Here is a 26,396-nt window from a genome sequence, read left to right on the forward strand (position 1 = left end):
GAGACGACAAAATCGATTTCTTCAAAATCACAATTTTTGTCTCACTCCCTTATAATTTATCAAGATCTTTGACAAAACTTCTGTGGACAGTGCCGCAGTTTTTACAGATTTGGTGGTAAAGAGCCAAGCCCCCTGAAAAGAATTTTGCCTCTTCATTTACAACACCTGCATAGCCTTTGAACTGCTGTTTGATGACAAATTGGTCGGCGCCACAGTAAGTACAAATTTGCTTTTTCATACTTATTTCTCCTCATTTAAACGGAAAATTTCTTCAACGGACAGGTCAAAAACACGTGCGATTTTGAGAGCCATTTCTAGCGAGGGATTGTAGCGATTGTTTTCTAGATGTAGGATGGTTTCTCGGCGGACCCCAACGGCCTCCGCCAGTTCCTGTTGTGTCAAGCCTGCTTTTTCACGAATTTCTTTTAAGTTAGTAATAATTTTGGCCATAATCACTCACTCTTTTCAAAAACCCAGAAGCAGACAGCAAAGAGGGTCAGCAAGGCACCAATATAAATGAGCAGGCCCCCTGGTGTCAGAGCAAAGGGAAACCAGATAGTGATGACGGCTAGCCCCAGTAGAGAGCAGATTATCAAGCCCAAGGACAGACTGGCTGCCTTAGCAAGATCCTGATAAAAACGTTCATCGGGTCGCTCGCTAGTTTTCTTCCAGCAGAAGTAGGCCCCAAGAAAGAGGAGTAGGAAGAAAGCAGCTCCCAAAATCCCCTCTTTAAGCCAGGCAGGATGGGTAGCGGGGGTTAGCATTTCAAGTCCCAAACTATAAATAGCCATGGCAAAAAAGAGGGTGGACAGATAGAGTTTTTCTGCTAGGCCAAAGCTTCGCTCTTTTGTATTGACCAACCTTACGCTAGACATAATTCCAAAAATCAGAGCCAAGAAGAGCCCAGTCACTGTGAAAACCAGCCCCTTTATCCAAGCCGGAGTACTGGCTGGGGTCAAAAAATAGAGAAGAATTAAAGTGGGGACCCAAATCCAATAAAGCCATTTATAATTTTTAAGCACGATTATCCTCCTTATCTTTCTTCAACTGCCACCTCAGCCCCCAGAAGCCTAATGAAACTCCGACGATGACAGCAAGGGCAACTAAATAAGAAAGTGGACGATCAAAACCGAGGTTATAAAAGACTCCCACGATGATACCGATAGCCGGGATGAGCCCAGAAAGAATAACGGCCCATTTATAATCACTAGTTTTACGCATCTTGCCACCTACTTTCTAAAAAATATTCTACTGGAGGTCTTGTTAGAAATACCTCACCTTTACGTTATAAATATATCATACTGTCCAAAAATATACAAGAGAAAATATGATTTATTTATAACTTTTTAGGTTCGAAAAAATCAGTCTGGGGGAGACTGATTTTCCTGAGCCTAACAATAGAAGAACAAAACTGCTCTCCTTGCCTGGACTGTTGGCTAGCGTCTCTGCTGAGTATAGGTGAGCTAAAGGCATAAAAGTAGTCAGCCCCCAAAGAAGCCTAGCTTCGGACCGACTAATGCAAAGGCTGGGTTTGGTTTTATTTCATTTTTTTCGTCTAGCGTAATCAATGAAGTGAAATTTCTCGAGAATGTGCCGGCTTTCAGTGAACTGAAACTGGGCTTGGTCGGCTAAGTAGACCTTGGATTTAACTGAAACGACATGATGTTCAAGGCCAACATCCAGCCAGATTTTGTCTTGCTCGCTAGTCGGCTCAATGGTAATTTCTTTTTGGGCATAGGCAATCTCCAGCCCTAACTCTCCTTCCAAGTAGTTGTAGATGGACTTTTGGGCGATAGTTTGGTTAATTCTTTTGACAAAGTCAGTCAGGAGGTAGTCGGTGTCTAGGACGGAGGATGCTCCATCAACAATTCGCTGACGTTGGATTCGCCAGACCTGTTGACCAGGCTGGAAACCTGTCACCCTAGCTAAGTCCCCATCAACTAGGAGACGATAGAGGGAGAGGACCTTGGTTTCGGAGTTCATTTGTAGGTTTTGGACTAATTCCTGATAGCTGGTCAGGTTGGAGACGGGGAAGTTAAAGTGTTGTTGCCGTCTAACTAAGCTGGCTCTGCCTTGACTCTTACGGATGAGCTTGGCCTTTTCTAATAGGCTAAGGGCTTTGCGGATGGTATCACGACTGACCCCGTACTTCCCAGCCAGCTCCCCTTCGCTGGGAAGGAAGGAATCGGCAGGATAATCGCTCTGATTAATTTTTTTCTCTAAGTCTCTAAAAACGACCTGATATTTTTTCATAGTAACCTCTCCTTGCTAACTTGTTTTTAGTTTAGCATACAAGTTTAGAAAAATCGCCTGAAAATCAAAGAAATTTTCCAGACAAGTTGCCATTTAAGATGGGCTGGCTTAGAATGAAAGCGTAAACAATTACTAGCAGTCTGGTCAAAGAAATGAGAACGACTGGCTAATTCACAGCCAGCAGGGAACTTTAATAAGTTGCCCACAACCTTTATCAGACAATCTTTATAATAAGGAGGAGCCCGTCAATGGGAAAATTTGAACAGGATGCCCGTGAGATGCTGGAAGCTATCGGGGGCAAGGAAAATGTCGCCGCGGTCACCCACTGTGCAACTCGAATGCGTTTCGTCCTAAACGATGAAAGCAAGGCTGATATCAAGCGTTTAGAAGCTATCCCAGCGGTTAAGGGGACCTTTACCAATGCTGGACAATTTCAAGCTATCATCGGTAATGATGTCCCAGTTTTCTATAATGATTTCACCGCTGTTTCAGGGATTGAAGGAGTATCAAAAGAAGCTGCTAAATCTGCAGCTCAACAGAACCAGAACTGGCTGCAACGCTCCCTGTCCATGCTAGCAGAAATTTTCACACCAATTCTGCCGGCCATCATCGTCGGTGGTCTGATTCTGGGCTTCAGAAATGTCTTGGAAGGGGTCCAATGGTCGGCCTTGAATGGGAAGACCATTGTTGATGTCTCGGTCTTTTGGCATGGAGTTGATGATTTCCTCTGGTTGCCAGGTGAGGCCATCTTCCAATACCTGCCAGTCGGCATTACCTGGTCAGTCAGTCGTAAGATGGGAACCAGCCAAATTTTGGGAATTGTCCTAGGGATCTGTCTGATTTCTCCCAATCAATTGCTCAATGCCTATAATTTCGCCTCGACATCGGCGGCAGAGATTGCAGCCAAATGGACTTGGAATTTTGGTTTCTTCACGGTTGAAAAGGTCGGTTACCAGGCCCAGGTTCTGCCAGCTCTCCTAGCTGGACTGTCTCTGGCTTATCTAGAACGCTTCTGGCGCAAACACATTCCAGAAGTCGTTTCCATGATTTTTGTGCCCTTCCTTTCTTTGATGCCAGCCTTGATTTTGGCCCACACTGTTTTAGGACCAATTGGCTGGACCATTGGTAAGGGAATTTCTTATGTTGTTCTAGCTGGTTTGACAGGTCCTGTCAAGTGGCTCTTCGGTGCTATTTTTGGTGCCCTTTATGCCCCCTTGGTTATCACGGGTCTCCACCATATGACCAATGCTATCGATACCCAGTTGGTGGCCGATTCTGGCGGTACCGGCCTCTGGCCAATGATTGCCCTGTCAAATATCGCTCAAGGTTCAGCTGTCCTTTCTTACTATTGGATGAACCGTCACAATGAAAGAGAAGCACAGATTTCTTTACCTGCCGCTATTTCAGCCTATCTAGGTGTTACCGAACCCGCCCTTTTCGGGGTTAACCTGAAATACATTTACCCATTTATTGCAGGAATGATTGGTTCATCTATCGCTGGCCTCCTTTGTACGACCTTCAACGTTACGGCTAATGCCATTGGTATCGGTGGTTTGCCGGGGATCTTGTCCATCCAAGCCAAGTATATGATTATCTTCGCTTTCTTAATGGTAGTGGCCATCGCTGTTCCCTTTACTGTGACCATGGTCTTTCGTCGGATAGGTCTCTTTACCAAGACTGAGGATGCCACTGTCAAGGCTCCACAAGTTCAAGCGGTTGCCCAGGCCAAGGAAGCGACGAGTGCTCCAGCTGGGACTCTGATTTCTGTCAAGAGTCCGTTAGCTGGTCAGGTTCAAGACCTATCACAATCACCCGACCCTGTCTTCGCCCAAGGGGTCATGGGGCAAGGACTTGTCATCGAGCCTAGTCAAGGTGAACTGGTAGCCCCAGTTGACGGGACAGTTTCCGTTCTCTTCCCGACCAAACATGCCATTGGCCTAGTGACCGACCAAGGTTTGGAAATGTTGATTCATATCGGTATGGACACCGTCAATTTAAATGGTCAAGGTTTCACTGCCCATATCCAGCAAGGTGACCATGTCAAAACTGGTGATAAGCTGATTAGCTTCGATATGGAAGCTATTAAGGCGGCAGGCTATTCTGTCATAACGCCGGTCATTGTGACCAACCAAAACGATTTTCAAATAGATACAAAGGGTCAGCTGCCCCATGAAGTTAAACCTGGCGATGAGATTTTACTAGCCAGCAAGCTCTAAAAATAGATTAAAAATGTGAGGTTGGGAGCCAGGTGCCTCAACCTCCTTTTGCAAATAGGAGATTAGGCCCAAGGACTCAGAGCTCATATGCTACTCTGCAAGATTTTTCAAGAGCTAGGCGACTGAGAAATTAGTCTTGAAGTTCCAGAACCCTGCAGAGCCCAACCAGAAGCTTAACTGACAAATTTATAGGAGAAAACATGACATTTGATAAAAAAACAGTCGTCTATCAAATCTACCCCAAGTCCTACAAGGACACTACAGGGAACGGAATTGGTGACCTGCCTGGGATTGTTGAAAAACTGTCTTATCTAGCTGAATTAGGGATTGATATGATTTGGCTCAATCCCTTCTATCCCAGCCCCCAAAACGATAACGGTTACGATATTTCCGATTATCAGGCGGTCAATCCGCTCTTTGGGACTATGGCTGATTTTGAAGAGCTGGTAGCCAAAGCTAAAACCTATGGTATCAGCCTTATGTTGGATATGGTTCTCAACCATTGTTCAACCGAGCACCCCTGGTTTCAAAAGGCCTTGGCTGGAGATCCTTATTACCAAGATTTCTTTATCTTGAGAGATCACCCAACCGACTGGGTTTCCAAGTTCGGTGGCCCTGCCTGGGCTCCTTTTGGGGATACCGGCAAGTATTATCTCCACCTCTTTGATAAGACCCAGGCTGATCTTAATTGGCGCAATCCTCATGTTCGCGAGGAACTCTTCAAGGTGGTCAATTTCTGGCGGGACAAAGGGGTCAAGGGCTTTCGCTTCGATGTCATCAATCTGATTGGTAAAGACCAGGTCTTGGAGGATTGTCCCGTCAATGACGGTAAGCCAGCCTATACCGACAAGCCCATTGTTCATGACTACTTGAAAATGCTCAACCAGGCTAGTTTCGGCCAGGATGGGGATGCCGTGACTGTTGGTGAAATGAGCTCCACCACGATTGAAAATTGTATCCTCTATTCCAAAGAGGACCGGCATGAATTGTCTATGACCTTCAATTTTCACCACCTCAAGGTAGACTACCAAGATGGGCAAAAATGGACGCTGACAGACTTTGACTTTGATCAGCTCAAAAATCTTTTCCACACCTGGGGTCAGGAAATGAACCAGGCAGGCGGCTGGAATGCTCTTTTCTGGAACAATCATGACCAGCCTCGAGCCCTCAATCGTTTTGTTGATGTCAAAAACTTCCGTAATCAGGGAGCAACCATGCTGGCAGCAGCCATTCACCTCTCGCGTGGAACGCCCTATATTTATATGGGGGAAGAAATCGGTATGCTGGACCCCGATTACCAGTCCATGGACGATTATGTCGATGTGGAAAGTCTTAACGCCTACCAGGAACTCCTAAACCAGGGTAAGACCTCTCAGGAAGCCTTTGCCATTATCAAGGCCAAATCGCGGGACAATTCTCGCACCCCTATGCAGTGGGATGCTAGCCCCAATGCTGGCTTTTCCTCAGCCCACCCCTGGCTTAAAGTCGGCAAGACCTACCAGACTATCAATGTCCAAAAGGAGAAAGCTGGAAAGATTTTCCCTTTCTACAAGAAATTGATTGCCCTACGTAAGGAGCTAGCCATTATTTCAGAAGGGACTTACAAGTCTGCCTATCAGGAGCATAACCAAGTCTATGCCTTTGAACGCCAGCTAGGAGGCCAAAAACTTTTAGTGCTCAATAATTTCTTTGCCCAGCCAACTAGCTTAGAGCTGTCGGATGACTATCAGCAGGGTCGAGTTCTTATCAGCAACTACCCTGATGCCAAATTGACCAAAACTCTGATTCTCCAGCCCTATCAAACCTTAGCCATCCTGCTTGATTAACCAGCGTAAAATAAGATGTAGTAGTGAGGATTTCTAGAATTTGCTTGAGGACTGAGCTGTTTAAGCTTAGTGACCTGCCCACAATTAAGGCTGGTGTTGATGACATCACCATCTTCATGTGTGGTCCTGTCAAGATGGTGGGCGTCTTATTCAAGGTCCTTTAAGCCAAAACTCTCAATGCTCAATAGGTCTATGGAGCTTCGATTTAGACGGATTTTGAGTCAAGTCCAGAATCCAAACCAGACTTTGGCAATTTTTCTACCGCTACAATCAGGTCCGTTAGAGAGGTCCAAGATTTTCCGACCTTCAGCTGAGAAGCTCAAAGGCCCTCCTTTGAGAAAGCCGAAGAATTTCAAAAAAGAGAAAAACAGTCAGATAGGCTCTTTTTTGATACAATGGAGGCATTGTTGAACGATGTTCAGAATCTAATCTAAAAAAGTAAAAGAAAGGAGCAAACTATGGTACGTTTGCAAGATGATTTTTTTGAAGCGGTCAATGGCGACTGGGAAAAGACCGCTGTTATCCCTGAGGACAAGCCCCGCACCGGTGGCTTTTCTGACCTATCTGATGAAATTGAGGAGCTGATGTTGGCGACCACGGATGACTGGCTGGCAGGGAAAAATTTGCCTAGTGATCCGATTCTAGCCAACTTCGTCAAGTTTCACAAGTTAGTGGCTGATTATGACAAGCGCGAAGAAGTGGGTGTGACTCCTGTCCAAGCTATCATTAAAGAATACCAAGCTTACAGCTCTTTTGCAGACTTCGCTAAAGAAGCGGGTAAATTAGAAATGCTGGGTAAGCCTAATCTCCTGCCTTTTAGTGTCTCCCCCGACTTTATGGATGCCAGAACCAATGTTCTTTGGGCAGAGGCACCAAGTACCATCCTGCCAGATACCACCTACTATGAAGCAGGCAACGAAAAAGGTAAGGAACTCCTTGCCTTTTGGCGTAAGTGTCAGGAAGACCTCCTGCCTAAGTTTGGTTTTTCAGACCAAGAGATTACTGAGATGCTGGATAAGATTTTAGAGTTAGATGCCAAGTTGGCCAAGTATGTCCTCTCCAATGAAGAATCTTCTGAGTACGTCAAGCTCTATCACCCCTACGATTGGGCCGATTTTACTAAGCTGGCTCCTGAACTGCCACTGGACGCTATTTTTATGGATATTCTGGGACAGGTACCCGATAAGGTTATCGTTCCTGAGGAGCGTTTCTGGACTGATTTCGCTAAGGATTATTACAGTCAGAGTAATTGGTCGGCCTTCAAGGCTGTTTTGGTTCGTGCAGCGGCCTTCTCCTACAATTCCTACCTGACCGACGAGATTCGCATCTTATCAGGGGCCTTTACCCGAGCTCTCTCAGGAACCCCACAGGCCATGGATCAGAAAAAAGCAGCCTACTATCTAGCTCAAGGGCCTTACAACCAGGCCATTGGTCTCTGGTATGCCGGGCAAAAATTCTCCCCAGAAGCCAAGAGCGATGTCGAAGCCAAGGTAGCCACCATGATTGAGGTCTACAAGGAGCGTCTGGCTAAAAATGATTGGCTGCAAAAAGCGACTATTGATAAGGCTATCACCAAACTCAATGCCATCACCCCACATATTGGTTACCCTGAAAAATTGCCAGAAACTTACGAGAAGAAGGTTATTAATGAAAGCCTGTCTCTAGTAGAAAATGCTCAAATGCTGTCGCAAATCTCCATTGCCCATGCTTGGAGCAAGTGGAACCAGCCAGTTGACCGCAGCGAGTGGCACATGCCTGCCCACATGGTCAATGCCTACTATGATCCACAGCAGAACCAGATTGTCTTCCCCGCAGCTATTCTGCAGGCTCCATTTTATTCCTTGACCCAGTCTTCATCAGCCAATTATGGCGGAATCGGAGCTGTCATCGCTCATGAAATTTCCCATGCCTTTGATACCAATGGGGCTTCCTTCGACGAAAATGGCAGCCTGAAAAATTGGTGGACCGAGGCTGACTATGCTGCCTTCAAGGAGCGTACCGACAAGGTGGTCCAACAATTTGATGGCTTAGACTTCGCTGGCGGTAAAATCAACGGTAAACTAACCGTTTCAGAAAATGTCGCAGACTTGGGTGGCCTAGCCTGTGCCCTTGAAGCTGCTAAAAAGGATGCCGACTTTTCAGCCAAGGATTACTTCACCAACTTTGCGACCATCTGGCGGATGAAGGCCCGCGAAGAATACCTGCAACTCCTGATTTCCATTGATGTCCATGCCCCAGGCAAGCTTCGCACCAATGTCCAAGTAGCCAACTTTGATGACTTCTTTACCACCTTTGAAGTTAAAGAAGGTGATGGCATGTGGCGGGCACCAGAGGATCGAGTGATTATTTGGTAACAATCTGGCAAATAAGATTAAAACTTAGTCTATTAAGCTGATATTAAGTGAACCCAGTTATACTATAATCAATCCTAAATAAACTTTTCTTTTTCATAATCTCCGAGAAGTGGTTCAGTCAAGTCTGAATCTCTTCTTTTTCATTTTTAAAGATATAAACTTTTCCTGGTGCGACTCCGCTGCACCAGGATCCGTCAGTCTAAACTCACTGCGTGTCACCACAGACAAAGTCACTCTACTTTTTCTTCTTAGAGTGACTAGGTTCAATTAGACAGTAAAAACGACTGTCTGATTTCCCTGTCGTAGACCGTCGTATAATTTCATAATCTCCGGAGAGGTCCTAACCGTTTGGTTGGGCTCTTTCTTTGTTACAGTCTCAAAGCCTAACAAAAAGCTCAGCCATCGGGCTGAGCTTAAATCTTGTTCTGTTTATTGGTTGAGTTCGTCTACCAAGGCCTTGACCTTTTGGTTGTAGCTATCAATTGTTGGTAGTTTGTATTGACTTTGCAGGCTAGCCAGGCCACTTGAATTTGAAGTATCATAGTGGCTGCCATCGGATAGATTAACTTGATAGGAACCATTTTCATAGGTGGTTAAAGAAGACCCTGAAGCAGTTGTAATGAAGTAAGTTTCATCGGCATAAGTTCTGGCTTCAGCCCCGTCTTTACCCTTGTAGGAGTAGGTATTGTCTGTATAGGTAACCAAGGTGCTACCATCTGAATAAACGGCTTTAAAACTGCCATTTTGACTAACGCTAACCTTGGTACCATCCTGAGTTGTGTACTGACCAGGAGAAGCTGTCACAATCGTTGTTGTCAAGGGGGTATTTGTTACAACCGTTTCTGTTGCCGAACTAGAGGCTTCTACAGCTTGGGTTGTTGAAGATTGGGAAGTCATCCCTAAAACTGCCATTTTAGCTCGATTAGGATTGATAATAACGACCAAAATGGTTGCCAAAGTGGCTAATAATGTCAAAACCGTTAATTTTTTCATAATCATAACCGTCCTTCAAACTGTATTATAGCAGAGACACAAATAAAAGACAAGGCTTTTCCTCGAAAAACTTTAGTAAAATTTAAGACAGAATGGGCGAAAATGAAACACCCTAAACCAAAGCCTGGGTGTTTCACATAAAAGGCGGTAGACGGATTTGAACCGACGATCAAGCTTTTGCAGAGCCGTGCCTTACCACTTGGCTATACCGCCATATAACGAAGACTATTCTATCTTAAAAATACGACTTCGTCAAGGGGACGGACATGGTTAGGGCAAAAGTCTTGGTTATCAGCTGATCTTTTCGTTAACCCTTGCTAATCCAAGTTCCATCGCCATTATGAATGGCAGCAGATAGGTTATTTAAAGAAGTAATCACTGCTTTTCGCCTAGGATTATTTTCAGCAAAGAGGATGGCGGAGGAAACTTTGGGTAGCATACTGCCAGCAGCAAATTGTCCTTGATCAATGTAGGCCATTAATTGGGTCGTTGTGACATCTTTTAGTTGAAGTTGGTTGGGCTTATTATAGTTGATGTAAACATAATCAACTCCCGTTAAAATAATGAGTAAATCTGCATCAATGAGGTCGGCTAGGGTTTGACTGGCGAAATCCTTATCAATGACGGCCTCAATTCCCTGCAGTTCGTTTTCATTATTCCTTACAACTGGGACTCCCCCACCGCCAGCAGCAATCGTGACGACTCCGTGCTCCAAGAGTTCTTCAATAATTGGACTTTCCCTAATTGAGATGGGCAGGGGTGAAGGCACGACCTTGCGCCAACCACGCCCAGCATCCTCTTTAAAGATGACAGATTTACTGCGTTTAGCCTCTTTTATGGCTTCGGCGTGAGTCAGGAAGGGACCGATTGGTTTGCTTGGCTTGGTAAAGGCAGGATCTTTAGCAGAGACCTCAACCTGCGTGACCAGAGCTGCGACCTTTTTATCAATCCTCCGCCGATCTAAGGCATTGTCCAAAGCGTTTTGTAGCCAGTAGCCGATGGCTCCTTCGGTCATGGCTCCGCAGGTATCAAGCGGCATAGCTGGATTGTTTTCAGAATTTGCCGCCATCTGTTGCAAGAGTAAATTACCAACTTGAGGGCCATTTCCGTGGGTAATAACAAGCTCGTAACCTTCCTCAATTAAATCTGCCAAATATTCTGCAGAGCTAGCCAGTGCCCTCTGTTGCCCGATAGCAGAGGCATCATCCGTTAGAATAGCATTGCCGCCAAGAGCAATAACTGCTTTTTTTCTTTTCATACCCTTTCTCCCCCAATGAGATTTTTGACAAATGATGAGCTAGAAAATTAGACAGTTGGTTGCTGCTGAGTGATACAGTGGATATTACCGCCACCGTAAGCGACCTCTTCGGTTCTAACACCGACAATCTGATAGTCAGGAAACATAGCTTGTACCTGTTGGACAGCTAGTTCATCGTTGGCATCGCCGTATTGAGGTAGAATAATACCACCGTTAACAATCAAGAAATTCATATAGGAGGCGATGGAAATCTCACCCTCTTCACGTGGGAGAGTACCTTCAACCAGGTCAATGGTATCAGCATCCTTGAGATAGCATGGTTTTTGAGTAACGCAGAGCTTATGAACTTTTAACTTTCTACCCTTGGCATCTGTCGCCTGGCTCAGGGTTGCATAGGCAGCCTGTGCTTCTTTATAGAAGGGGTGACTTTCATCTTCGGTGTAAATACAAGCGACTTCACCTGGGCGAATAAAGCAGGCGACATCATCAATGTGGCCATTGGTTTCGTAAGGGTCAATACCGTCTTTAACCCAAATAATTTTTTCTAAGTTAAGGTGGTTCTTTAATTTGACCTCAATCTCTTCCTTAGTCATATCTGGATTACGACCAGGACTGAGCAAACACATCTCAGTCGTGATGAGGGTTCCTTCACCATCAACCGTGATAGAACCGCCTTCTAGAACGAAATCATCCGTCCGATAAGTATCAATGCCTTCGATTTCGCAAATCTTTTGAGCAATTTGCTCGTCCTTGTCCCAAGGGAAATAAAGACCATCTACCAGACCACCCCAAGCGTTGAAGGTCCAGTCGTTGGCGCGAATTTGACCTTGATTATTAACGACAAAAGTAGGACCAGAATCTCTTACCCAAGAATCATCACTGGCAATTTCAACGACTCTGATTTGACTAGGGAGTTGGGCCCTAGCATTTTGATATTGACTAGGGTTAACACACATGGTGACCGGCTCGAACTGGCTGATGGCCCTTGCTACATTGACGAAGGCCTTCTGAGCCGGTTTAGCTCCCCAACGCCAGTTGTCAGGCCGTTCAGGCCAGACCATCCAAATCTGCTTTTGGGGTTCAAATTCAGCTGGCATGCGAAAGCCATCTTGTTTGGGCGTGCTGTTTTTTATACGTTTTGCCATGGTAATTATGTCCTTTCTAGAGTGTCTGACTTGAGACTACAAAGCTTCTTAATCACACAAGCCCTAATCTCAATGTTTGATTTCTTGTAAATTTACATCAACTACTTCTTTATTTTTTTAACAAGGATAATAGCTTCACCAATAGCAATAAAGATAATTGAGCTGATGGTGATAGGGAGTTTTCCAGCCAGTTCTTGAGCAGATAGAGGCAGAGCGGTGAATACCAAGGAAATCAGGATAATTACCATTGGCAGAATTACTAGGAATTTTAAGAAAGTATCTTTACCGCTAACCTTGAAGGGGCGAGGGGTCTCGGGATCAATCTTCCTCAGGAGATAGAAGGCCGGAAAGACAGGCATATAGGAGAGGAGGAACATCACCAGATTAAGGGAGAAGAAGGCCCAGAACAAGTCTTGGTTAGGAAGAAATGGTGCGATGACAACGACCAAACTAGCCACCGCTCCATTCATGATAGCTGAGCCAATAGGCATCTGATGTTTCTTACTGCGGATTGCAAAGACCTTTGGCATATCACCATTTTCAGCGGCATAGCAGGCAGTATTATTAACACCAAGTGACCAAGAAAGCATATTGCCAAAGAGGGTCAGCAGGAAGAGAAAGGCCATAGAAATAATGAACCAACCTCCGCTAGAATTTGTCAGAAGCTTAAAGCTATCAATCATACCGCTGCTGGTTGAGATATCCTTGGTTGGGACAGCAACACCGATACCAAAAGCAGAGAAGATATAGATAGCAGCGATGACGAGGCCTGCAACAATGATGGCCTGCGGAATTTGTTTCTTAGGCTTTTCCATATCATCAGCAAAGGTACAGATAACTTCAAAACCTAAAAGATTAAAGATGATGACTGAGATAAAGGAGAGGCTATTAAGATCAAAGTTTGGTAATAGAGAGCTCAAGGTCATCTTATTGGCCATGCCCTTGGTAAGAGCAACGTAGAGACCTAAACCACCAACGAGAATGGCTAAAATCATCTTTATGACAGCAGCCCCATTGAGGATCCAGATACTATCACTGACACGGTAAAAGCTAATCCAAACAATAATCCAGATGAAGATTAATTCGGTGATAATACTAGTTAGTGTTGAAAAATGATAGCCGGTTATGGTTTCAAGAAGGGTTGGGGTCATGACTGCAAGCGAAGCCAGCCACAAAGGGAAATTGATCCAGTAGTACCAAGAGACCCGAGAGCCCCATTTATGGCCAAAGGCCTTGGTGACCCAGTCGTAGATACCCCCTTCACCAATATAAGTGGTCCCAAGTTCTGAGGAGATTAAGCCATAAGGAAGCAGGAAAGCCACCAAGAGGAAAATCCACCAGAAAAATTGAGAATTTCCTATGGCAGCGACAGGAGCCGCTGCCTCGGCCACAAATACGACACAAATAACAGATAAAACTGCACTAAATAAGCTAAATTTTTTCTTGCCTTCCATAGTTTTTGTCCTTCCCTAAATAGAGGCAAGACAGGCCATCTTAAGATCCCTGCCTCTTTTGCTTAGTTCTTCTTTAAAAATTGCTCGAGTTCAGCCTTGGCTTGTGCTTGCTTATCTAGGCTATAAGGATTCTTATCGTAATAGTCGCTAAGGAGATAAACCAAAATACCTCGAATAGACGTTAGACGATTTTCAGCTTCGTCGAAACAAATAGAGTTTGGACCATCCATAACATCATCGGTAACTTCTTCACCGCGAGTTGCTGGCAGGCAGTGCATGAATTGACAGTTCTTACCAGCCTTAGCCATCATAGCGCTATTGACTTGGTACTTAGGATAGAATATTTTCATCCTTTCTTCTTCAGGAAGCTCTGCTTCGTAGAGGCCGTACCAAACATCGGTGTAGAGGAAGTCAGCGTCTTCGATGGCATCTTCCTGGTCAGTGACAGTATATTTACCACCTGAAACAGCACAAATTTCATCTAATTTAGCTTTATGCCTGTCATTGAGTTGGAAACCCTCAGGACCAAAATGAACGAATTCCATCCCCATCTTAGTGGTAATCAGTCCCAAAGAGAAGCAAACCTGAGTAGCATCTCCGACAAAGACCACCTTACAATCTTCCAGTTTCTTACCAGCCGGCAAATGTTCAATGATCGTGCAGAGATCGCCTAACTCTTGAGTAGGGTGGTTGTAGTCGGACATGCCGTTAATGACAGGGACAGAAGAAAATCTAGCTAAATCTTCAACGCTCTTATGGCGTTCAACACGGGACATGATAATATCAGTCAGTCGAGAAACAACTTGAGAGGTGTCTTCAATCGTTTCATGGCCCCCCAGCTGAATTTGACCGGGTGCTAGATATTGAGCGTGACCTCCTAACTGGGTCATAGCTGTCTCAAAGGAAACCCGTGTCCTTGTGGATGATTGTTGGAAAATCATCGCTAAACTCTTATTCTTTAAGAGCGGCGGATAGTAACCGTTTTTGATACAATCTTTGAGCTTCAAGGATAGGTCAACAATCTGTAGCAATTCTTCCTTGGTGTAGGTTTCGGTTGTGATATAATCTCTCTTTTTAGCCATTTGCAGAGACCTCCTTTTATTTGTAAGCTAAGTCTAGCAAGAGATGTAAGGGTTTACAATAAACTAAAAGGACACATTTGGTTATAAAAATGTAAACTCTAGCTAACAGATTGGTTTTATTGACTTTGTATCATGTTTATAGGCTCAGAGTTTAGATGAGTTTAGTGTGAAAAGAAGCTCTTTTTGGGGGAGCTAAACCGGAGATTAGGTGAAAAATGGCAATTATAAGTTATCTCTACAATACTCTGCTGCTGATGATTTATTCAGTAACAATGGCTTTAGCCTTTAACGATACCTATAAGCTAAAAGACATCCGAAAGCGTCAGATATTTTTTGTTTTGGGAGTTTATTTTCTCTTTTTTATTTTTGACAACCTAATCGTTTCTTTAACGGAAATTTTTAAAACTTTTGCAGTTGTTTATAATAGTGATTTTAAAGGCATGCCTTTTGTAAAAATCCTCATATATACTGTTAATAATTTTTGCCAATTGTGGCTAGTGACGAGGCTTGGGAATAAAAAAATTAAACTCCACCAGTATGGTATTTTGCTAGGGATAATAGCCTGGATGGGCATTATCCCCCTCTTTAACAGCAGGGCCCTAACGGTCTACCTCTACTATTTGCCTAATCAACTCTTTCTCATATATTTAGCGGCTCTGACCCGCTACCAGGAAAAAGGCTTGGCCGATAAGACTAGTCTGTCTAGCAAATATCTCAAATGGATGGCGAGAATTTTCCTAATTTTTGGCTTTACCATCCTTCTAGAAGACAGCTATGTCATTTTTAACGTAGATAATTACCAGTTCCTAAATATGGACATCCAAAATCGCAATTTTTCTGAAGACATCTTTAAAATTATCACATGTCTATTGGCTGATCGCTATTTCCTTTTAGACTATCCTAAGCAGAAAAAAACGAAAGCTCAAATGGCCCCCGCCTCTTCGATCTCTCAGATTGAGCAAGCATTTTTCAGCTACTACCACCTAACACAAAGAGAGTGTGAAATTTGTCAACACTTGCTTGAACATAAGAATAATCAAGAGATTGCCGACTGTCTTTCCCTATCAGTGGGAACTGTTAAGGCTCACATCCACAATATCTATCGCAAGATGGCCATTCACCAGCGGGAGCAAATCTATACGCTCTTTGGAACATTTAGGGATGACAACGTTTAATTGGTGCTCAGTTATGATGGTTAGAAAAAAGCCCTAGCCTCTTACCCCGATTAGACAAAAAATACCTAAAACATCGTAAAATGTCTTGCGAAAGCTTAAGTCTAGTATTATAATGAATCATCATTATTTTTAGGAGTTTAATAATGCTTAAACGATTGAAAGCTCTCTTTATCGGAGATCCTCTGATTTCTACCAATGAGGGAGATGATACTCATCTCCTGTCTAAAAAACAGGCTCTAGCAATGCTCTCTAGCGATGCTCTATCTTCAATTGCTTACGGGCCAGAGCAGATTATCCTAATTTTGGTTGCGGTTTCCCCCTTAGCTATTTGGTGGTCTCTGCCAATCGGACTGATGGTTTTAGTGCTTTTAGCCAGTTTAACCATTTCCTACCAACAGGTTATTCATGCTTATCCCAAAGGAGGAGGAGCTTATGTGGTCTCTTCAGAAAATCTTTCCCCTAGTTGGGGCTTGATTGCCGGAGGAAGTCTGCTAGTGGACTACATGTTGACAGTAGCTGTTTCTGTCTCTTCTGGAGCAGATGCAATCACTTCAGCTTTTCCTGTCATCAAGGAGCACAATTTGGGCATCTCGGTGGTTCTCGTTTTAGTTCTAATGGTGATGAACCTTCGTGGTCTAAGAGAGTCAGCTAGGTCCTTGATGATTCCCGTTTATCTCTTTATTGTCAGTATTCTTTTCTTATTACTTTATGGCTCCTATCAGATTATAGTTGGCCACCTTCCCTATATGGCGACTGCTCATATTGGCCAAAGTGTCTCAGGGGTAAGCATGATTCTCTTGCTTCGTGCCTTCACAAGTGGTTCGGCTTCTTTGACAGGTGTTGAGGCCATCTCTAATGCTGTCCCCTTCTTTAAAAAGCCCAAAGAGAAAAATGCTTCAGCAACCTTGGGCTTTATGGCCCTGATTTTGGGGCTAATGTTTGCTGGGATTACCTTTTTAAACTTTTGGTTGGGAATTTTACCATCACAGCATGTTACGGTACTAGCTCAAATTGCTAAGACAGTTTATGGAAATTCAGTTCTAGGAAATGTTTTCTTCTATATTTTCCAATTAGCAACGGCCTTTATTTTAGCAGTCGCTGCTAATACTGGTTTTTCGGCCTTCCCTATGCTATCTTTTAATATGGCAAAAAATAAATATATGCCCCATCTGTTTATGGAAAAAGGAGCCCGTCTGGGCTATTCTAATGGTATTATTACCTTAGCATTGGGAGCTATTGCTTTATTGTTCATCTTTAATGGCTCTACCGAGCGATTGATTCCTCTCTATACTATTGGTGTATTTATTCCCTTCGCCTTATCACAAACAGGGATGGTCATTCACTGGCGGCGGACCTTAAAACATGGCTACCTAGGTCGCTCTCTAGCAAACATTTTAGGGGCTCTGATTTGTTATGGCATCATCCTGATTTTATTGGTCTTTCGACTGGGGGATATCTGGCCTTTCTTTCCAATCATCATTGCTCTTTTAGGCCTCTTTAATGCTATCAAACGTCACTACAGCAATGTTGCCATGCAGTTGCGAATAACGGAAGGTGCTAAAGCTATTCCTTACCAAGGCAACACTGTTTTGGTATTAGTCGGTAATATGACTAAAGCCAGTATACCAGCCATCAATTATGCTCGCAGTATCGGACAAAGAGTCTTGGCCATGCACGTAGCTACCTTGGAAACAAAGGAAAAAGATAAGGAATTGGAGGAGGAATTTAAGGATTACTTCCCAGAAATTCCTTTGGTGATGGTAGAATCTAATTATCGCGATATTGTAAAACCAACAATGATGTTTGTTCAAGAAATATTAGAAGAATCCAAAAAGAATGGTCATACCCTGACGGTTGTTATTCCTAAGTTTATTCCTAAACATGGCTGGCAGAATGTTTTACACAATCAGATGAGTCTACGCTTGCGTGCTAGCTTACGCTGGCATGAGGACATTGTTATTGCAACCTATTCTTATCACCTAAAGAAATAAGTACTGAGCCGGCTTCTCGAAAAATCATCTGACCATGGCAGACACTTGCAAAATTTAGGGATTTCTGCTATCATAAAAAGGTCGCAGTCTGCGATAATACTCATCTTGGACGAATCGTGGGTCTGTTTCCCTCTGGGGTTGACCTGCGAGTTGAAATCCGAGAGAGGACAAAAAACAAAAGGAGAAACTACTCATGTCAGTAATTTCAATGAAACAATTGCTTGAGGCTGGTGTTCACTTCGGTCACCAAACTCGTCGCTGGAACCCTAAGATGGCTAAGTACATCTTCACCGAACGTAACGGTATCCACGTTATCGACTTGCAACAAACCGTTAAATTGGCAGACCAAGCTTACGAATTCGTTCGTGATGCTGCAGCTAACGATGCTGTTATCCTCTTTGTCGGTACTAAGAAACAAGCTGCTGAAGCTATCGCTGAAGAAGCTACTCGTGCTGGTCAATTCTACATCAACCACCGTTGGTTGGGTGGTACCCTTACTAACTGGGATACTATCCAAAAGCGTATCCGTCGTTTGAAAGAAATCAAACAAATGGAAGCTGACGGTACTTTCGAAGTCCTTCCTAAGAAGGAAGTTGCCCTGCTTAACAAGCAACGTGCTCGTCTTGAAAAATTCTTGGGCGGTATCGAAGATATGCCACGGATTCCAGACGTTATGTACGTTGTTGACCCACATAAGGAACAAATTGCTGTTAAGGAAGCTAAGAAACTTGGCATCCCAGTTGTGGCTATGGTTGATACCAACACTGACCCAGATGATATTGATGTTATCATCCCAGCCAACGATGACGCTATCCGTGCCGTTAAGTTGATTACTTCTAAATTGGCTGACGCTATCATCGAAGGTAAACAAGGGGAAGACAAGGCTGTCGAAGAAGAACTGGCAGAAGCTGCTTCAACGGAATCCCTTGAAGAATTGGTAGAAGTTGTCGAAGGCGACAATAAGTAAGTATTGAAAAGGTAGGGGCTTGGCTTTCTAAATGGCCCCCCACCTCGACTAATATTGTAAAACCACGAAAGGGGCGGGGCCTAGCCCTCGTCCCTTTCTTTCATCATATAAATTTTGGAGGAAGAAAACTCATGGCAGAAATTACAGCTAAGCTGGTTAAAGAATTGCGTGAAAAATCAGGTGCAGGCGTTATGGACGCTAAAAAAGCCTTGGTTGAAACTGATGGTGACATGGACAAGGCCATCGAATTGCTTCGTGAAAAAGGTATGGCTAAGGCAGCTAAGAAGGCTGACCGTGTCGCTGCTGAAGGTTTGACTGGCGTTTATGTTGCTGGGAATGTGGCAGCCGTTGTTGAAGTCAATGCTGAAACAGACTTCGTTGCTAAGAACGCCCAATTCGTTGAATTGGTTAACGAAACAGCCAAAGTCATCGCTGAAAACAAGCCAGCTAACAATGAAGAAGCTCTTGCTCTAACCATGCCTACAGGAGAAACTTTGGAAGCTGCTTATGTCAATGCGACAGCAACAATCGGCGAAAAGATTTCCTTCCGTCGTTTCCAAGTTTTGGAAAAAACAGACGCTCAACACTTCGGTGCTTACCAACACAACGGTGGCCGCATCGGTGTTATCGCTGTTGTTGAAGGTGGCGACGAAGCCTTGGCAAAACAAATCTCAATGCACATCGCTGCAATGAGTCCAAAAGTTTTGTCTTACAAGGAATTGGACGAGCAATTCATCCATGACGAATTGGCTCAAATGAACCACAAGATTGAACAAGATAACGAAAGCCGTGCTATGGTTAACAAACCAGCCCTGCCATTCTTGAAGTATGGATCTAAGGGCCAACTGACTGACGAAGTTTTGGCACAAGCTGAAGAAGACATCAAGGCTGAACTCAAGGCTGAAGGCAAACCAGAAAAAATCTGGGACAAGATCATCCCAGGTAAGATGGACCGCTTCAAATTGGACAACACCAAGGTTGACCAAGAATACACCCTCCTTGCTCAAGTCTACATCATGGACGACAGCAAGACTGTTGAAGCTTACCTTGAATCCGTAAATGCTAAGGTTGTTGACTTTGTCCGCTTTGAAGTTGGCCAAGGAATCGAAAAAGCCTCAAATGACTTTGAAAACGAAGTAGCCGCAACCATGGCCGCAGCCTTGAATAAGTAAGATACAGAGCCGTTAAGCACTTCGAAGGTCTTAGGAATTCTGACGAAGGCGACAAGACTAGGTTTTAAGCCTGGTCTTTTTTGTTGTGCTCCTAGGGACTTAGTCTATGCTTGCGTACACACTACTTACTCAAATAGTCCACTGAACTATTTAGGGTCTGAGCCTAGAAACTTAGAAGTGAAGAAATATCAAAAATCAGATTTTGAAGTTTGAGGAGTATTTATCCCAATGTCAGCCGTGTTTTCTTCCTTTGCATCCAACCTGCTTCAATGGCTAAAGCTTTCAAAATTTTTTCTTTTAAGGTATAATAGTCAAAGTTAGTCAAAGATAAGGAAGGGTAGTCTATGCCTGTAAAAAATACTTCGGATAATATCGAAGAATATATCAAAAATATTTTGGCCCAGTCGGGCATTGTCGAGCTCAAGCGCTCCCATCTGGCGGACTCATTTGATGTGGTTCCCAGCCAGATTAACTATGTCATCAAGACTCGTTTTACCGAAAGCCGAGGTTATGTGGTGGAAAGTAAGCGAGGGGGCGGTGGCTATATTCGGATAGCCAAGTTTGCCTTTTCTGACAAGCACCACCTGCTCAATGCCCTAGCCAATTCCGTTGGTGAAGCCATCAGCAGTCAGGTTTTTGATGATTTGATTCAACAGCTCTATGATCAAGACATTATCAGTGAGCGGGAGGGCAATATCATCCTCGCCTCATCTTCCGATGAAGTTCTGGGAGAGGATGCCCCTCAGATTCGTGCCCGCATGCTGAAAAAAATTATTCAACGACTCGATAGAAAAGGAAATCCAGATGACTGATTATTCCCTGAAAATGCAAGAAATATTTAGCCGGGCCCAGTACCAGGCTGCCCGTTACCAAAGTCAATTTTTGGAGACCTGGCATCTTCTTCTAGCCATGGTGGATACCGATGAGACGGTAGCTCATTTGGCTCTGCTGGATTTTGCGGATCAAATTGATTTGGATGAATACGAGGATGCAACCATGCTGGTCATCCGTCGTAAGCCAATCAAGGTTGCTCAGCTTAATCAAGTTTTACCGACATCAAGAGCCTTGGAGCGTATTCTGGCCTATGCCACTCGCATCGCTGGAGCTGTAAAAGCACCTCAAGTTGGTAGTGAGCACGTTCTTTTGTCCATGATGTTTGGGCGTGACAATCTAGCCGCTAGGATTTTGGAGCAGGTCGGTTTTCATTTTCAAGATGAGGGCAAGGATAATCTTCGATTGATTGACCTGCGCAAAGTTATTGAGCGCTACGCAGGCTTTTCTAAGGAAGATGTCAAGGCTATTTTTGACTTGGCCAAGCCCAAGAAATCTGGCAATAACAACTTTAGCAATATGATGGGCGGACCTCAGCCAACAACGGGTGATTTAGCCGATTTCACCCGTGATTTGACAGCTCTAGCTGCTCAAGGTCAGCTGGAAAAGGTTGTCAGCCGTGATGAGGAAATCATGCGGATGTTGCAAATTCTCAGCCGTAAGACCAAGAATAATCCTGTCTTGGTCGGTGATGCCGGTGTCGGAAAGACAGCCCTAGCTTACGGTCTGGCCCAGAGAATTGTCGAGGGAGAGGTCCCATATGAATTAGCCGACTTCCGAGTTTTGGAATTGGACATGATGTCAGTTGTGGCTGGTACCCGCTTTCGAGGTGACTTTGAAGAGCGCATGAATCAGATTATTGCGGATATTGAGGCCGATGGTCATATCATCCTCTTTGTTGATGAGGTTCACACTATTATGGGCTCTGGTAGCGGTATTGATAGCACCCTAGATGCTGCTAATATTCTTAAGCCGGCTCTTTCTAGAGGAACCCTCCACATGATTGGGGCAACGACCCAAGAAGAGTATTCTAAGCATATTGAAAAGGATGCCGCTCTATCTCGTCGCTTTGCTAGGGTTTTGATTGAAGAGCCAACGGTTGATGAGGCCTATCAGATTCTATTAGGATTGAGGGGTAGCTATGAAAGTTACCATAATGTTACCATCTCTGACCAGGCTGTCTTAACGGCTGTCAAATCGGCCCATCGCTATTTGACCAGCAAGAACCTGCCCGATTCAGCTATTGATCTGCTGGATGAAGCCAGTGCTATGGTACAAAATACGGTGAAACGTTCCTTGCCGACCTTTCTCAGTTCGGCTGACCAAGCCCTCCTCTCTGGAAATCTGGAAGCCGTCGCTGGCCTCCTTAAGACGGAAGAAGATAAGCAGAAGATTCACAAGCCTGTCGCCGTCAGGGAAGAGGACATCCTGCGGACCCTCAGCAAACTCTCAGGTATTCCGCTTGAGAAGATGACCCAGGCTGATAATCAGCGTTACCTCAATTTGGAAAAGGAACTCCACAAGCGGGTTATCGGTCAAGAGGATGCTGTCTCAGCTGTTTCCAGAGCCATTCGCCGTAACCAGTCGGGTATCCGGACCGGCAAGCGGCCAATCGGTTCCTTCATGTTCCTAGGGCCAACTGGGGTTGGTAAAACCGAGTTGGCCAAGGCCCTAGCTGAGCTCCTCTTTGATGATGAGTCAGCTCTGATTCGCTTTGATATGTCCGAGTACATGGAAAAATTTGCTGCCAGCCGGCTCAACGGAGCTCCTCCAGGCTATGTTGGTTACGAAGAAGGAGGCGAATTGACCGAGAAGGTGCGCCAGAAGCCTTATTCTGTCCTCCTTTTTGATGAGGTGGAAAAGGCCCACCCTGACATCTTCAATGTCCTCCTCCAGGTGCTGGATGATGGGGTATTGACCGACAGTCGTGGGCGCAAAGTTGATTTCTCTAATACCATCATTATCATGACCAGCAATTTGGGGGCGACGGCTCTTCGAGATGATAAAACCGTTGGCTTTGGTGCCAAGGGCATCAGGCAGGATTACCAAGCTATGCAAGGACGAATTATGGAAGAACTCAGAAAAGCCTACCGGCCTGAATTCATCAATCGGATTGATGAGAAGATTGTCTTCCACAGTTTAACACCAGACCACATGCGTCAAGTTGTTAAGTTGATGCTGAAACCACTGGCAGCTACCCTGACTGAGAAGCAAATCGACCTTAAAGTTCAGCCAGCTGCTCTCAAACTCTTGGCTGAGCATGGTTATGATCCAGAAATGGGAGCTCGGCCTTTACGCCGAACCATTCAAACTGAAGTTGAAGACAGATTGTCCGAATTGCTCCTGTCAGGCCAATTAAAGGCCGATTCCAAACTAAAAATTGGCAGCCACAAGGGCAGTCTGAAATTTACCATTGATGACTAGAAAAAATGGGAGTGGGACTCAATCATGATTTCGGAGAAATCAATTTCCCCTTGCTCTCTAGTTTTAAGGCTTCAAGAGAGTTGATACAGTAGTCGCTATTTTGCGAACTACTGTCCCCTCCTTACTAAGTTCCCCATTCAAACTCGACAAGAGTTTGAATGGGACCTGTCGTAGGCTGTCTAGTCCACTGGACTAGACACTCCCGCCTCCGCACAGTTGACTTGGACCTATCCCTTGCCAAGCAAGGGATAAGGATATTACCGCCGTTTCACTGGCATGTGAGTGACCAAACACTAAAGTGTCAAGTCGCTCATCACAAATCAACTACGGGGTCAAACTATTTGATGTTGAAAAAGTAAGGAGGTTAGGACCTTTTGTCCCAGCCTCATGATGAAATAAGCGAACACTGGAGAATTCTGCAGGACAGAAAAGACTCTAGTATTCGCTTTTTGTTTTATCTTTTCGTTGAGCTTATACTCAATAAATTTCAAAAGTTATATTTTGATGTTTCCTTAGGTAGTACGGACGGAAGTAAACTCCTTATAAAGATACAAAGCCGTCACCCCCAAAAAGGAAAATAGAAAATCGGGTGATAGAGCATTGAGGCCCTATCGCCCGATTCTCTATTTCAACAGTAGTGTAGGGGAGTTTCATTCCTAAGATTGAGCCCAAGTCTCAAAAATCCCGTTATAAGTAACGTCAAAGCTACCACTTATAATACCACTACGGCGAAAGTATCAGGATAAGCTCGTTTCTTTTACGTAATATTACGAAAAAGTTATGTATTTGATTATATTGCTAGGTTTGATTTTACTTAGTATTAATAGCAAGGCAGTACTTATTAGCTCGTCTAAAATAACAATTAGAAAGTAAGGAAGCCTGATTATGAATTAAAAATTCTATTCAGGGACTCCAAATTACGATTTTTTAATAAATCCTCCTGAAGAGCCTTTGAGGTTGTGAAATCTAAAAGTTTTTCGTAAATGTATTCTAGAGACTTAATATCCTCTGGTCGGATTGCTAATAAAAAAACAAATTTTATTGGGGTCTGATTCCAATTGATTCCTTTTGGAATAATTGCCACAGAGATTATGCTTTTTTTTTACGCTGTGATTTATAGGATGGGAGATAGCCACAATATTATCCAAAATAGTATTTGAGATTAGCTCTCTATTTAAAACATCTTGTGAAAACGTCTCTGTAACATAGCCTTTTTGAAGTAGCTCATCGGACAAATCTTCTATCAATTGATTTTTTGTGAGTTTACTAGGAAATGTTTTAATGGAGAATAAATTAAATAACTGCAATTTTTGTTGTTTTGAACTAATCGTTTTTTTCAAATCCTTAAAGTTCTGTTCAAAATTACTGATATCAAAATAGAAAATTTTATCACTTATCTGCGTTGGAATAGTTGTGACAAATAGGTCGTAGTCATTCGTATCTGTCACTTCAAACTCCTTCAATGATAAATTATCTACACTTTCAATTGCCCCGGAGAAATAACGTCTTAGTCTAGATTCAATAATAGAACTTAAAATCTTTCCAGTTCCACAGATAATAGCAATTTTAAGTTTGGCGTTGGAAGAATTTTTATACTTTTCTATAGCATTAGCTAGATATAAGGCAATATAAGCAATCTCATCTTCGGAAAATGTTAAATGGAAAATGCTTTCAATTCTTGACATCTCGTTTGCAGCTAAATCAAAGGCATAGGGGAAATTATTTTTTATATGCTGGCAGATTGGATTTGTTTGACTGCCCTTAATAACAAGGACATTTAAAGCACGAATAATGTGATTGGTGAGATTGTTTTCAAGTTTTTTGTCGTAAATCCAGTCATCTGAAATTTTCTGACTTAGGTGGTTGAGTAATGATTGAACGATATCCTAGGCTAACTTTATATTATTATCACTTATATCAAGTTGTTCAATGATATTTGGGTGGTTCTCGGAAAGAATGAAAAGTATATAAGCTTGTTCACTCTTTGATAACTTGATCTGAAAAGCCTTGTTTAATTCTTCAATAAATTTATTAAATGCCTTTTGGTAAGTCTCCGATAAACTTAGAGTTGGTTTAAAAGTTCTATCAATTTGATGACCATATTTAAAACGGCTAAGAGCTAGTAATATAGCTGAGAAACTATTTCGTTCAAAATAATCGGTATTATTTAATTCAATACTATCTATAAAATTATAGAAGATCACAGAAAACCCCTCGTAGTTGATATTATTACAGATATCTTTGACGGATTCGTCGTTGTCCAAAATAAAATCATCTAGATTATCTTGAAAAATCAAACTTAGTATGGCAGAGCGAATGTTAACCTCTGTAGCTAAAATAGCCTAAGTTGCTTTTGTTAGATTTCTGAATTTGGTAAGGTTCTAAGAGCTTTTTAAGAGCTCTAAAGTCGCTATATAAGGTATTTTGACTAATGAAAAATGTATTTAAAAGATACTCCTGAGTCACATAATTATCAGTAGTTAGAAAAATTCTCAGTAAAAAATCAATTCTATTTTTGGCAGAAGTGAATAAGAATGTTCCTTTATCGTCATGATGCCAAAATAGTTCAAATTCTTCTTTATCAGTATAGATTAATTTGTAACCTTTTTTTCTAACTAATTCAATCTCAGCACCGTGATTGTTGATGTAATCATTGATAGTCTTTATATCATTTCGCAAGGTTCTACTAGAAATGTTCAGTTCTTTACAGAGGATATCAGGTGGGATTGGAAGATTTCTCCTTATAAGATAGTTTAAAATATTATCTAATCGTGAATAATCTAATTTTGACATCACTTGTTCCTCCCATCTAACCCTTATTTCTAATATAAATATAACACAAAAGGAGTTTGTAACATTTTACATAATTTCCTTTAAAAATGGTAATGAACATTAAAATATTTTACTTTTAAAATATTTTTTAATGGAAGATAAATTGTAAAATATAGTGCAACAAAAAAACTCATAGCGTTTCATTGGTGTAAACTGTAAGTAACCACACAAACAGAACCCGAGGAAAAACTATGAGCTACTCCCATCTTACCATAACCGACCGAATAAAGATAGAAACCTACTTAGAATTAGGTTTGAAACCTTGCCAAATTGCAAATAAACTTGGCGTCCATAAGTCTACTATTTCAAGAGAGTTAAGACGATGCCAAAATGGTTATTCCGCAGCCTTAGCACAGGAACAGTACGACCACAGGGCTAAGCAAAAAGGTCGGAAGTCTCGTTTGACACCAAAGTTGAAAAAGG

25 protein-coding genes and 1 tRNA gene are annotated in these 26,396 nt (G+C 43.1%); 11 read left to right on the top strand and 15 right to left on the bottom strand.

Features of this window, described 5'->3' with window-relative positions:
• Positions 1 to 49 precede the first annotated feature (49 nt).
• The 5 genes from BS63_RS0104160 to treR form a co-directional block, all read right to left on the bottom strand.
• On the bottom strand, positions 50 to 238 hold the full coding sequence (locus BS63_RS0104160; RefSeq protein ID WP_002961120.1) for a hypothetical protein: 189 nt from the start codon (positions 236 to 238) through the stop codon (positions 50 to 52).
• A gap of 2 nt (positions 239 to 240) precedes the next feature.
• The gene (locus BS63_RS0104165) at positions 241 to 450 is read right to left on the bottom strand and encodes a helix-turn-helix transcriptional regulator (protein WP_002961122.1); all 210 of its coding nucleotides are present in this window, start codon (positions 448 to 450) and stop codon (positions 241 to 243) included.
• A 2-nt stretch (positions 451 to 452) separates the two neighbouring features.
• Positions 453 to 1,022 (bottom strand): hypothetical protein, encoded by a 570-nt coding sequence (locus BS63_RS0104170; RefSeq protein ID WP_002961124.1) that lies wholly within the window; start codon positions 1,020 to 1,022, stop codon positions 453 to 455.
• Positions 1,015 to 1,221: a hypothetical protein gene (locus BS63_RS0104175; protein ID WP_002961127.1), complete on the bottom strand. Its 207-nt coding sequence runs from the start codon at positions 1,219 to 1,221 to the stop codon at positions 1,015 to 1,017. The genes BS63_RS0104170 and BS63_RS0104175 overlap by 8 nt, the downstream gene beginning before the upstream one ends.
• A gap of 321 nt (positions 1,222 to 1,542) precedes the next feature.
• Positions 1,543 to 2,253: a trehalose operon repressor gene (gene treR, locus BS63_RS0104180; RefSeq protein WP_019775917.1), complete on the bottom strand. Its 711-nt coding sequence runs from the start codon at positions 2,251 to 2,253 to the stop codon at positions 1,543 to 1,545.
• 248 nt (positions 2,254 to 2,501) lie between these two features.
• Here treR and treP point away from each other — a divergent pair, with 248 nt between their 5' ends.
• From treP to BS63_RS0104205, 3 genes are all read left to right on the top strand, one after another.
• The gene (gene treP / locus BS63_RS0104185) at positions 2,502 to 4,469 is read left to right on the top strand and encodes a PTS system trehalose-specific EIIBC component (protein WP_028798447.1); all 1,968 of its coding nucleotides are present in this window, start codon (positions 2,502 to 2,504) and stop codon (positions 4,467 to 4,469) included.
• Between the two features lie 200 nt (positions 4,470 to 4,669).
• Positions 4,670 to 6,295 (top strand): alpha,alpha-phosphotrehalase, encoded by a 1,626-nt coding sequence (treC, locus tag BS63_RS0104195; RefSeq protein ID WP_019773149.1) that lies wholly within the window; start codon positions 4,670 to 4,672, stop codon positions 6,293 to 6,295.
• Positions 6,296 to 6,753: 458 nt separating this feature from the next.
• Positions 6,754 to 8,649 (top strand): M13 family metallopeptidase, encoded by a 1,896-nt coding sequence (locus BS63_RS0104205; RefSeq protein ID WP_002961137.1) that lies wholly within the window; start codon positions 6,754 to 6,756, stop codon positions 8,647 to 8,649.
• A gap of 429 nt (positions 8,650 to 9,078) precedes the next feature.
• Here the strand turns inward: BS63_RS0104205 and BS63_RS0104210 are convergent, their stop codons facing one another.
• The 6 genes from BS63_RS0104210 to ptcA form a co-directional block, all read right to left on the bottom strand.
• Complete coding sequence (locus tag BS63_RS0104210; RefSeq protein ID WP_002959764.1) at positions 9,079 to 9,648, bottom strand: serine rich lipoprotein; 570 nt, start codon at positions 9,646 to 9,648, stop codon at positions 9,079 to 9,081.
• A 136-nt stretch (positions 9,649 to 9,784) separates the two neighbouring features.
• Positions 9,785 to 9,855 (bottom strand) — tRNA-Cys (locus BS63_RS0104215).
• 94 nt (positions 9,856 to 9,949) lie between these two features.
• Positions 9,950 to 10,900, bottom strand: a complete 951-nt coding sequence (gene arcC, locus BS63_RS0104220) for a carbamate kinase (RefSeq protein ID WP_002959765.1) — start codon at positions 10,898 to 10,900, stop codon at positions 9,950 to 9,952.
• A gap of 47 nt (positions 10,901 to 10,947) precedes the next feature.
• A complete protein-coding gene (gene aguA / locus BS63_RS0104225) occupies positions 10,948 to 12,045 on the bottom strand; it encodes an agmatine deiminase (RefSeq protein ID WP_002959766.1) in 1,098 nt (365 codons plus the stop codon).
• A 101-nt stretch (positions 12,046 to 12,146) separates the two neighbouring features.
• Complete coding sequence (locus BS63_RS0104230; protein ID WP_002959767.1) at positions 12,147 to 13,499, bottom strand: APC family permease; 1,353 nt, start codon at positions 13,497 to 13,499, stop codon at positions 12,147 to 12,149.
• Between the two features lie 62 nt (positions 13,500 to 13,561).
• Positions 13,562 to 14,581, bottom strand: a complete 1,020-nt coding sequence (ptcA, locus tag BS63_RS0104235) for a putrescine carbamoyltransferase (RefSeq protein WP_002959768.1) — start codon at positions 14,579 to 14,581, stop codon at positions 13,562 to 13,564.
• 215 nt (positions 14,582 to 14,796) lie between these two features.
• Here ptcA and BS63_RS0104240 point away from each other — a divergent pair, with 215 nt between their 5' ends.
• The 7 genes from BS63_RS0104240 (at position 14,797) to BS63_RS0104270 (ending at position 23,722) form a co-directional block, all read left to right on the top strand.
• Positions 14,797 to 15,756: a helix-turn-helix transcriptional regulator gene (locus BS63_RS0104240; protein WP_002959769.1), complete on the top strand. Its 960-nt coding sequence runs from the start codon at positions 14,797 to 14,799 to the stop codon at positions 15,754 to 15,756.
• Positions 15,757 to 15,899: 143 nt separating this feature from the next.
• Entirely contained in the window at positions 15,900 to 17,747 is a 1,848-nt protein-coding gene (locus BS63_RS0104245; RefSeq protein WP_002959770.1) for an APC family permease, read from the top strand.
• 193 nt (positions 17,748 to 17,940) lie between these two features.
• Positions 17,941 to 18,714 (top strand): 30S ribosomal protein S2, encoded by a 774-nt coding sequence (gene rpsB, locus BS63_RS0104250; RefSeq protein ID WP_002959771.1) that lies wholly within the window; start codon positions 17,941 to 17,943, stop codon positions 18,712 to 18,714.
• A gap of 131 nt (positions 18,715 to 18,845) precedes the next feature.
• Complete coding sequence (gene tsf / locus BS63_RS0104255) at positions 18,846 to 19,886, top strand: translation elongation factor Ts (RefSeq protein ID WP_002959773.1); 1,041 nt, start codon at positions 18,846 to 18,848, stop codon at positions 19,884 to 19,886.
• 344 nt (positions 19,887 to 20,230) lie between these two features.
• Positions 20,231 to 20,698 carry a CtsR family transcriptional regulator gene (locus tag BS63_RS0104260; protein ID WP_002963295.1) on the top strand — a complete coding sequence of 156 codons (468 nt, stop codon included), beginning with the start codon at positions 20,231 to 20,233 and terminating at the stop codon, positions 20,696 to 20,698.
• On the top strand, positions 20,691 to 23,141 hold the full coding sequence (locus tag BS63_RS0104265; RefSeq protein WP_019789562.1) for an ATP-dependent Clp protease ATP-binding subunit: 2,451 nt from the start codon (positions 20,691 to 20,693) through the stop codon (positions 23,139 to 23,141). Before BS63_RS0104260 ends, BS63_RS0104265 begins: the two co-directional genes overlap by 8 nt.
• Positions 23,142 to 23,515: 374 nt before the next feature.
• Positions 23,516 to 23,722, top strand: a complete 207-nt coding sequence (locus BS63_RS0104270) for a hypothetical protein (protein ID WP_019772845.1) — start codon at positions 23,516 to 23,518, stop codon at positions 23,720 to 23,722.
• Between the two features lie 302 nt (positions 23,723 to 24,024).
• Here the strand turns inward: BS63_RS0104270 and BS63_RS1000000112270 are convergent, their stop codons facing one another.
• The 4 genes from BS63_RS1000000112270 to BS63_RS0104285 form a co-directional block, all read right to left on the bottom strand.
• Entirely contained in the window at positions 24,025 to 24,225 is a 201-nt protein-coding gene (locus BS63_RS1000000112270; RefSeq protein WP_176621499.1) for a PTS sugar transporter subunit IIA, read from the bottom strand.
• Positions 24,140 to 25,024, bottom strand: a complete 885-nt coding sequence (locus tag BS63_RS1000000111330) for a BglG family transcription antiterminator (protein ID WP_428835822.1) — start codon at positions 25,022 to 25,024, stop codon at positions 24,140 to 24,142. The genes BS63_RS1000000112270 and BS63_RS1000000111330 overlap by 86 nt, the downstream gene beginning before the upstream one ends.
• Before the next feature lie 3 nt (positions 25,025 to 25,027).
• Entirely contained in the window at positions 25,028 to 25,345 is a 318-nt protein-coding gene (locus tag BS63_RS0104280) for a PRD domain-containing protein (protein ID WP_231910492.1), read from the bottom strand.
• Between the two features lie 115 nt (positions 25,346 to 25,460).
• The gene (locus BS63_RS0104285) at positions 25,461 to 25,934 is read right to left on the bottom strand and encodes an HTH domain-containing protein (RefSeq protein WP_028798448.1); all 474 of its coding nucleotides are present in this window, start codon (positions 25,932 to 25,934) and stop codon (positions 25,461 to 25,463) included.
• A gap of 230 nt (positions 25,935 to 26,164) precedes the next feature.
• On the opposite strand from BS63_RS0104285, the gene BS63_RS1000000111740 reads away from it, so the two are divergent.
• Positions 26,165 to 26,396: helix-turn-helix domain-containing protein (locus BS63_RS1000000111740; protein WP_028798449.1), on the top strand; the 232-nt coding region annotated here is incomplete at its 3' end.

Source organism: Streptococcus sobrinus DSM 20742 = ATCC 33478, from assembly GCF_000686605.1.
Classification (GTDB): domain Bacteria; phylum Bacillota; class Bacilli; order Lactobacillales; family Streptococcaceae; genus Streptococcus; species Streptococcus sobrinus.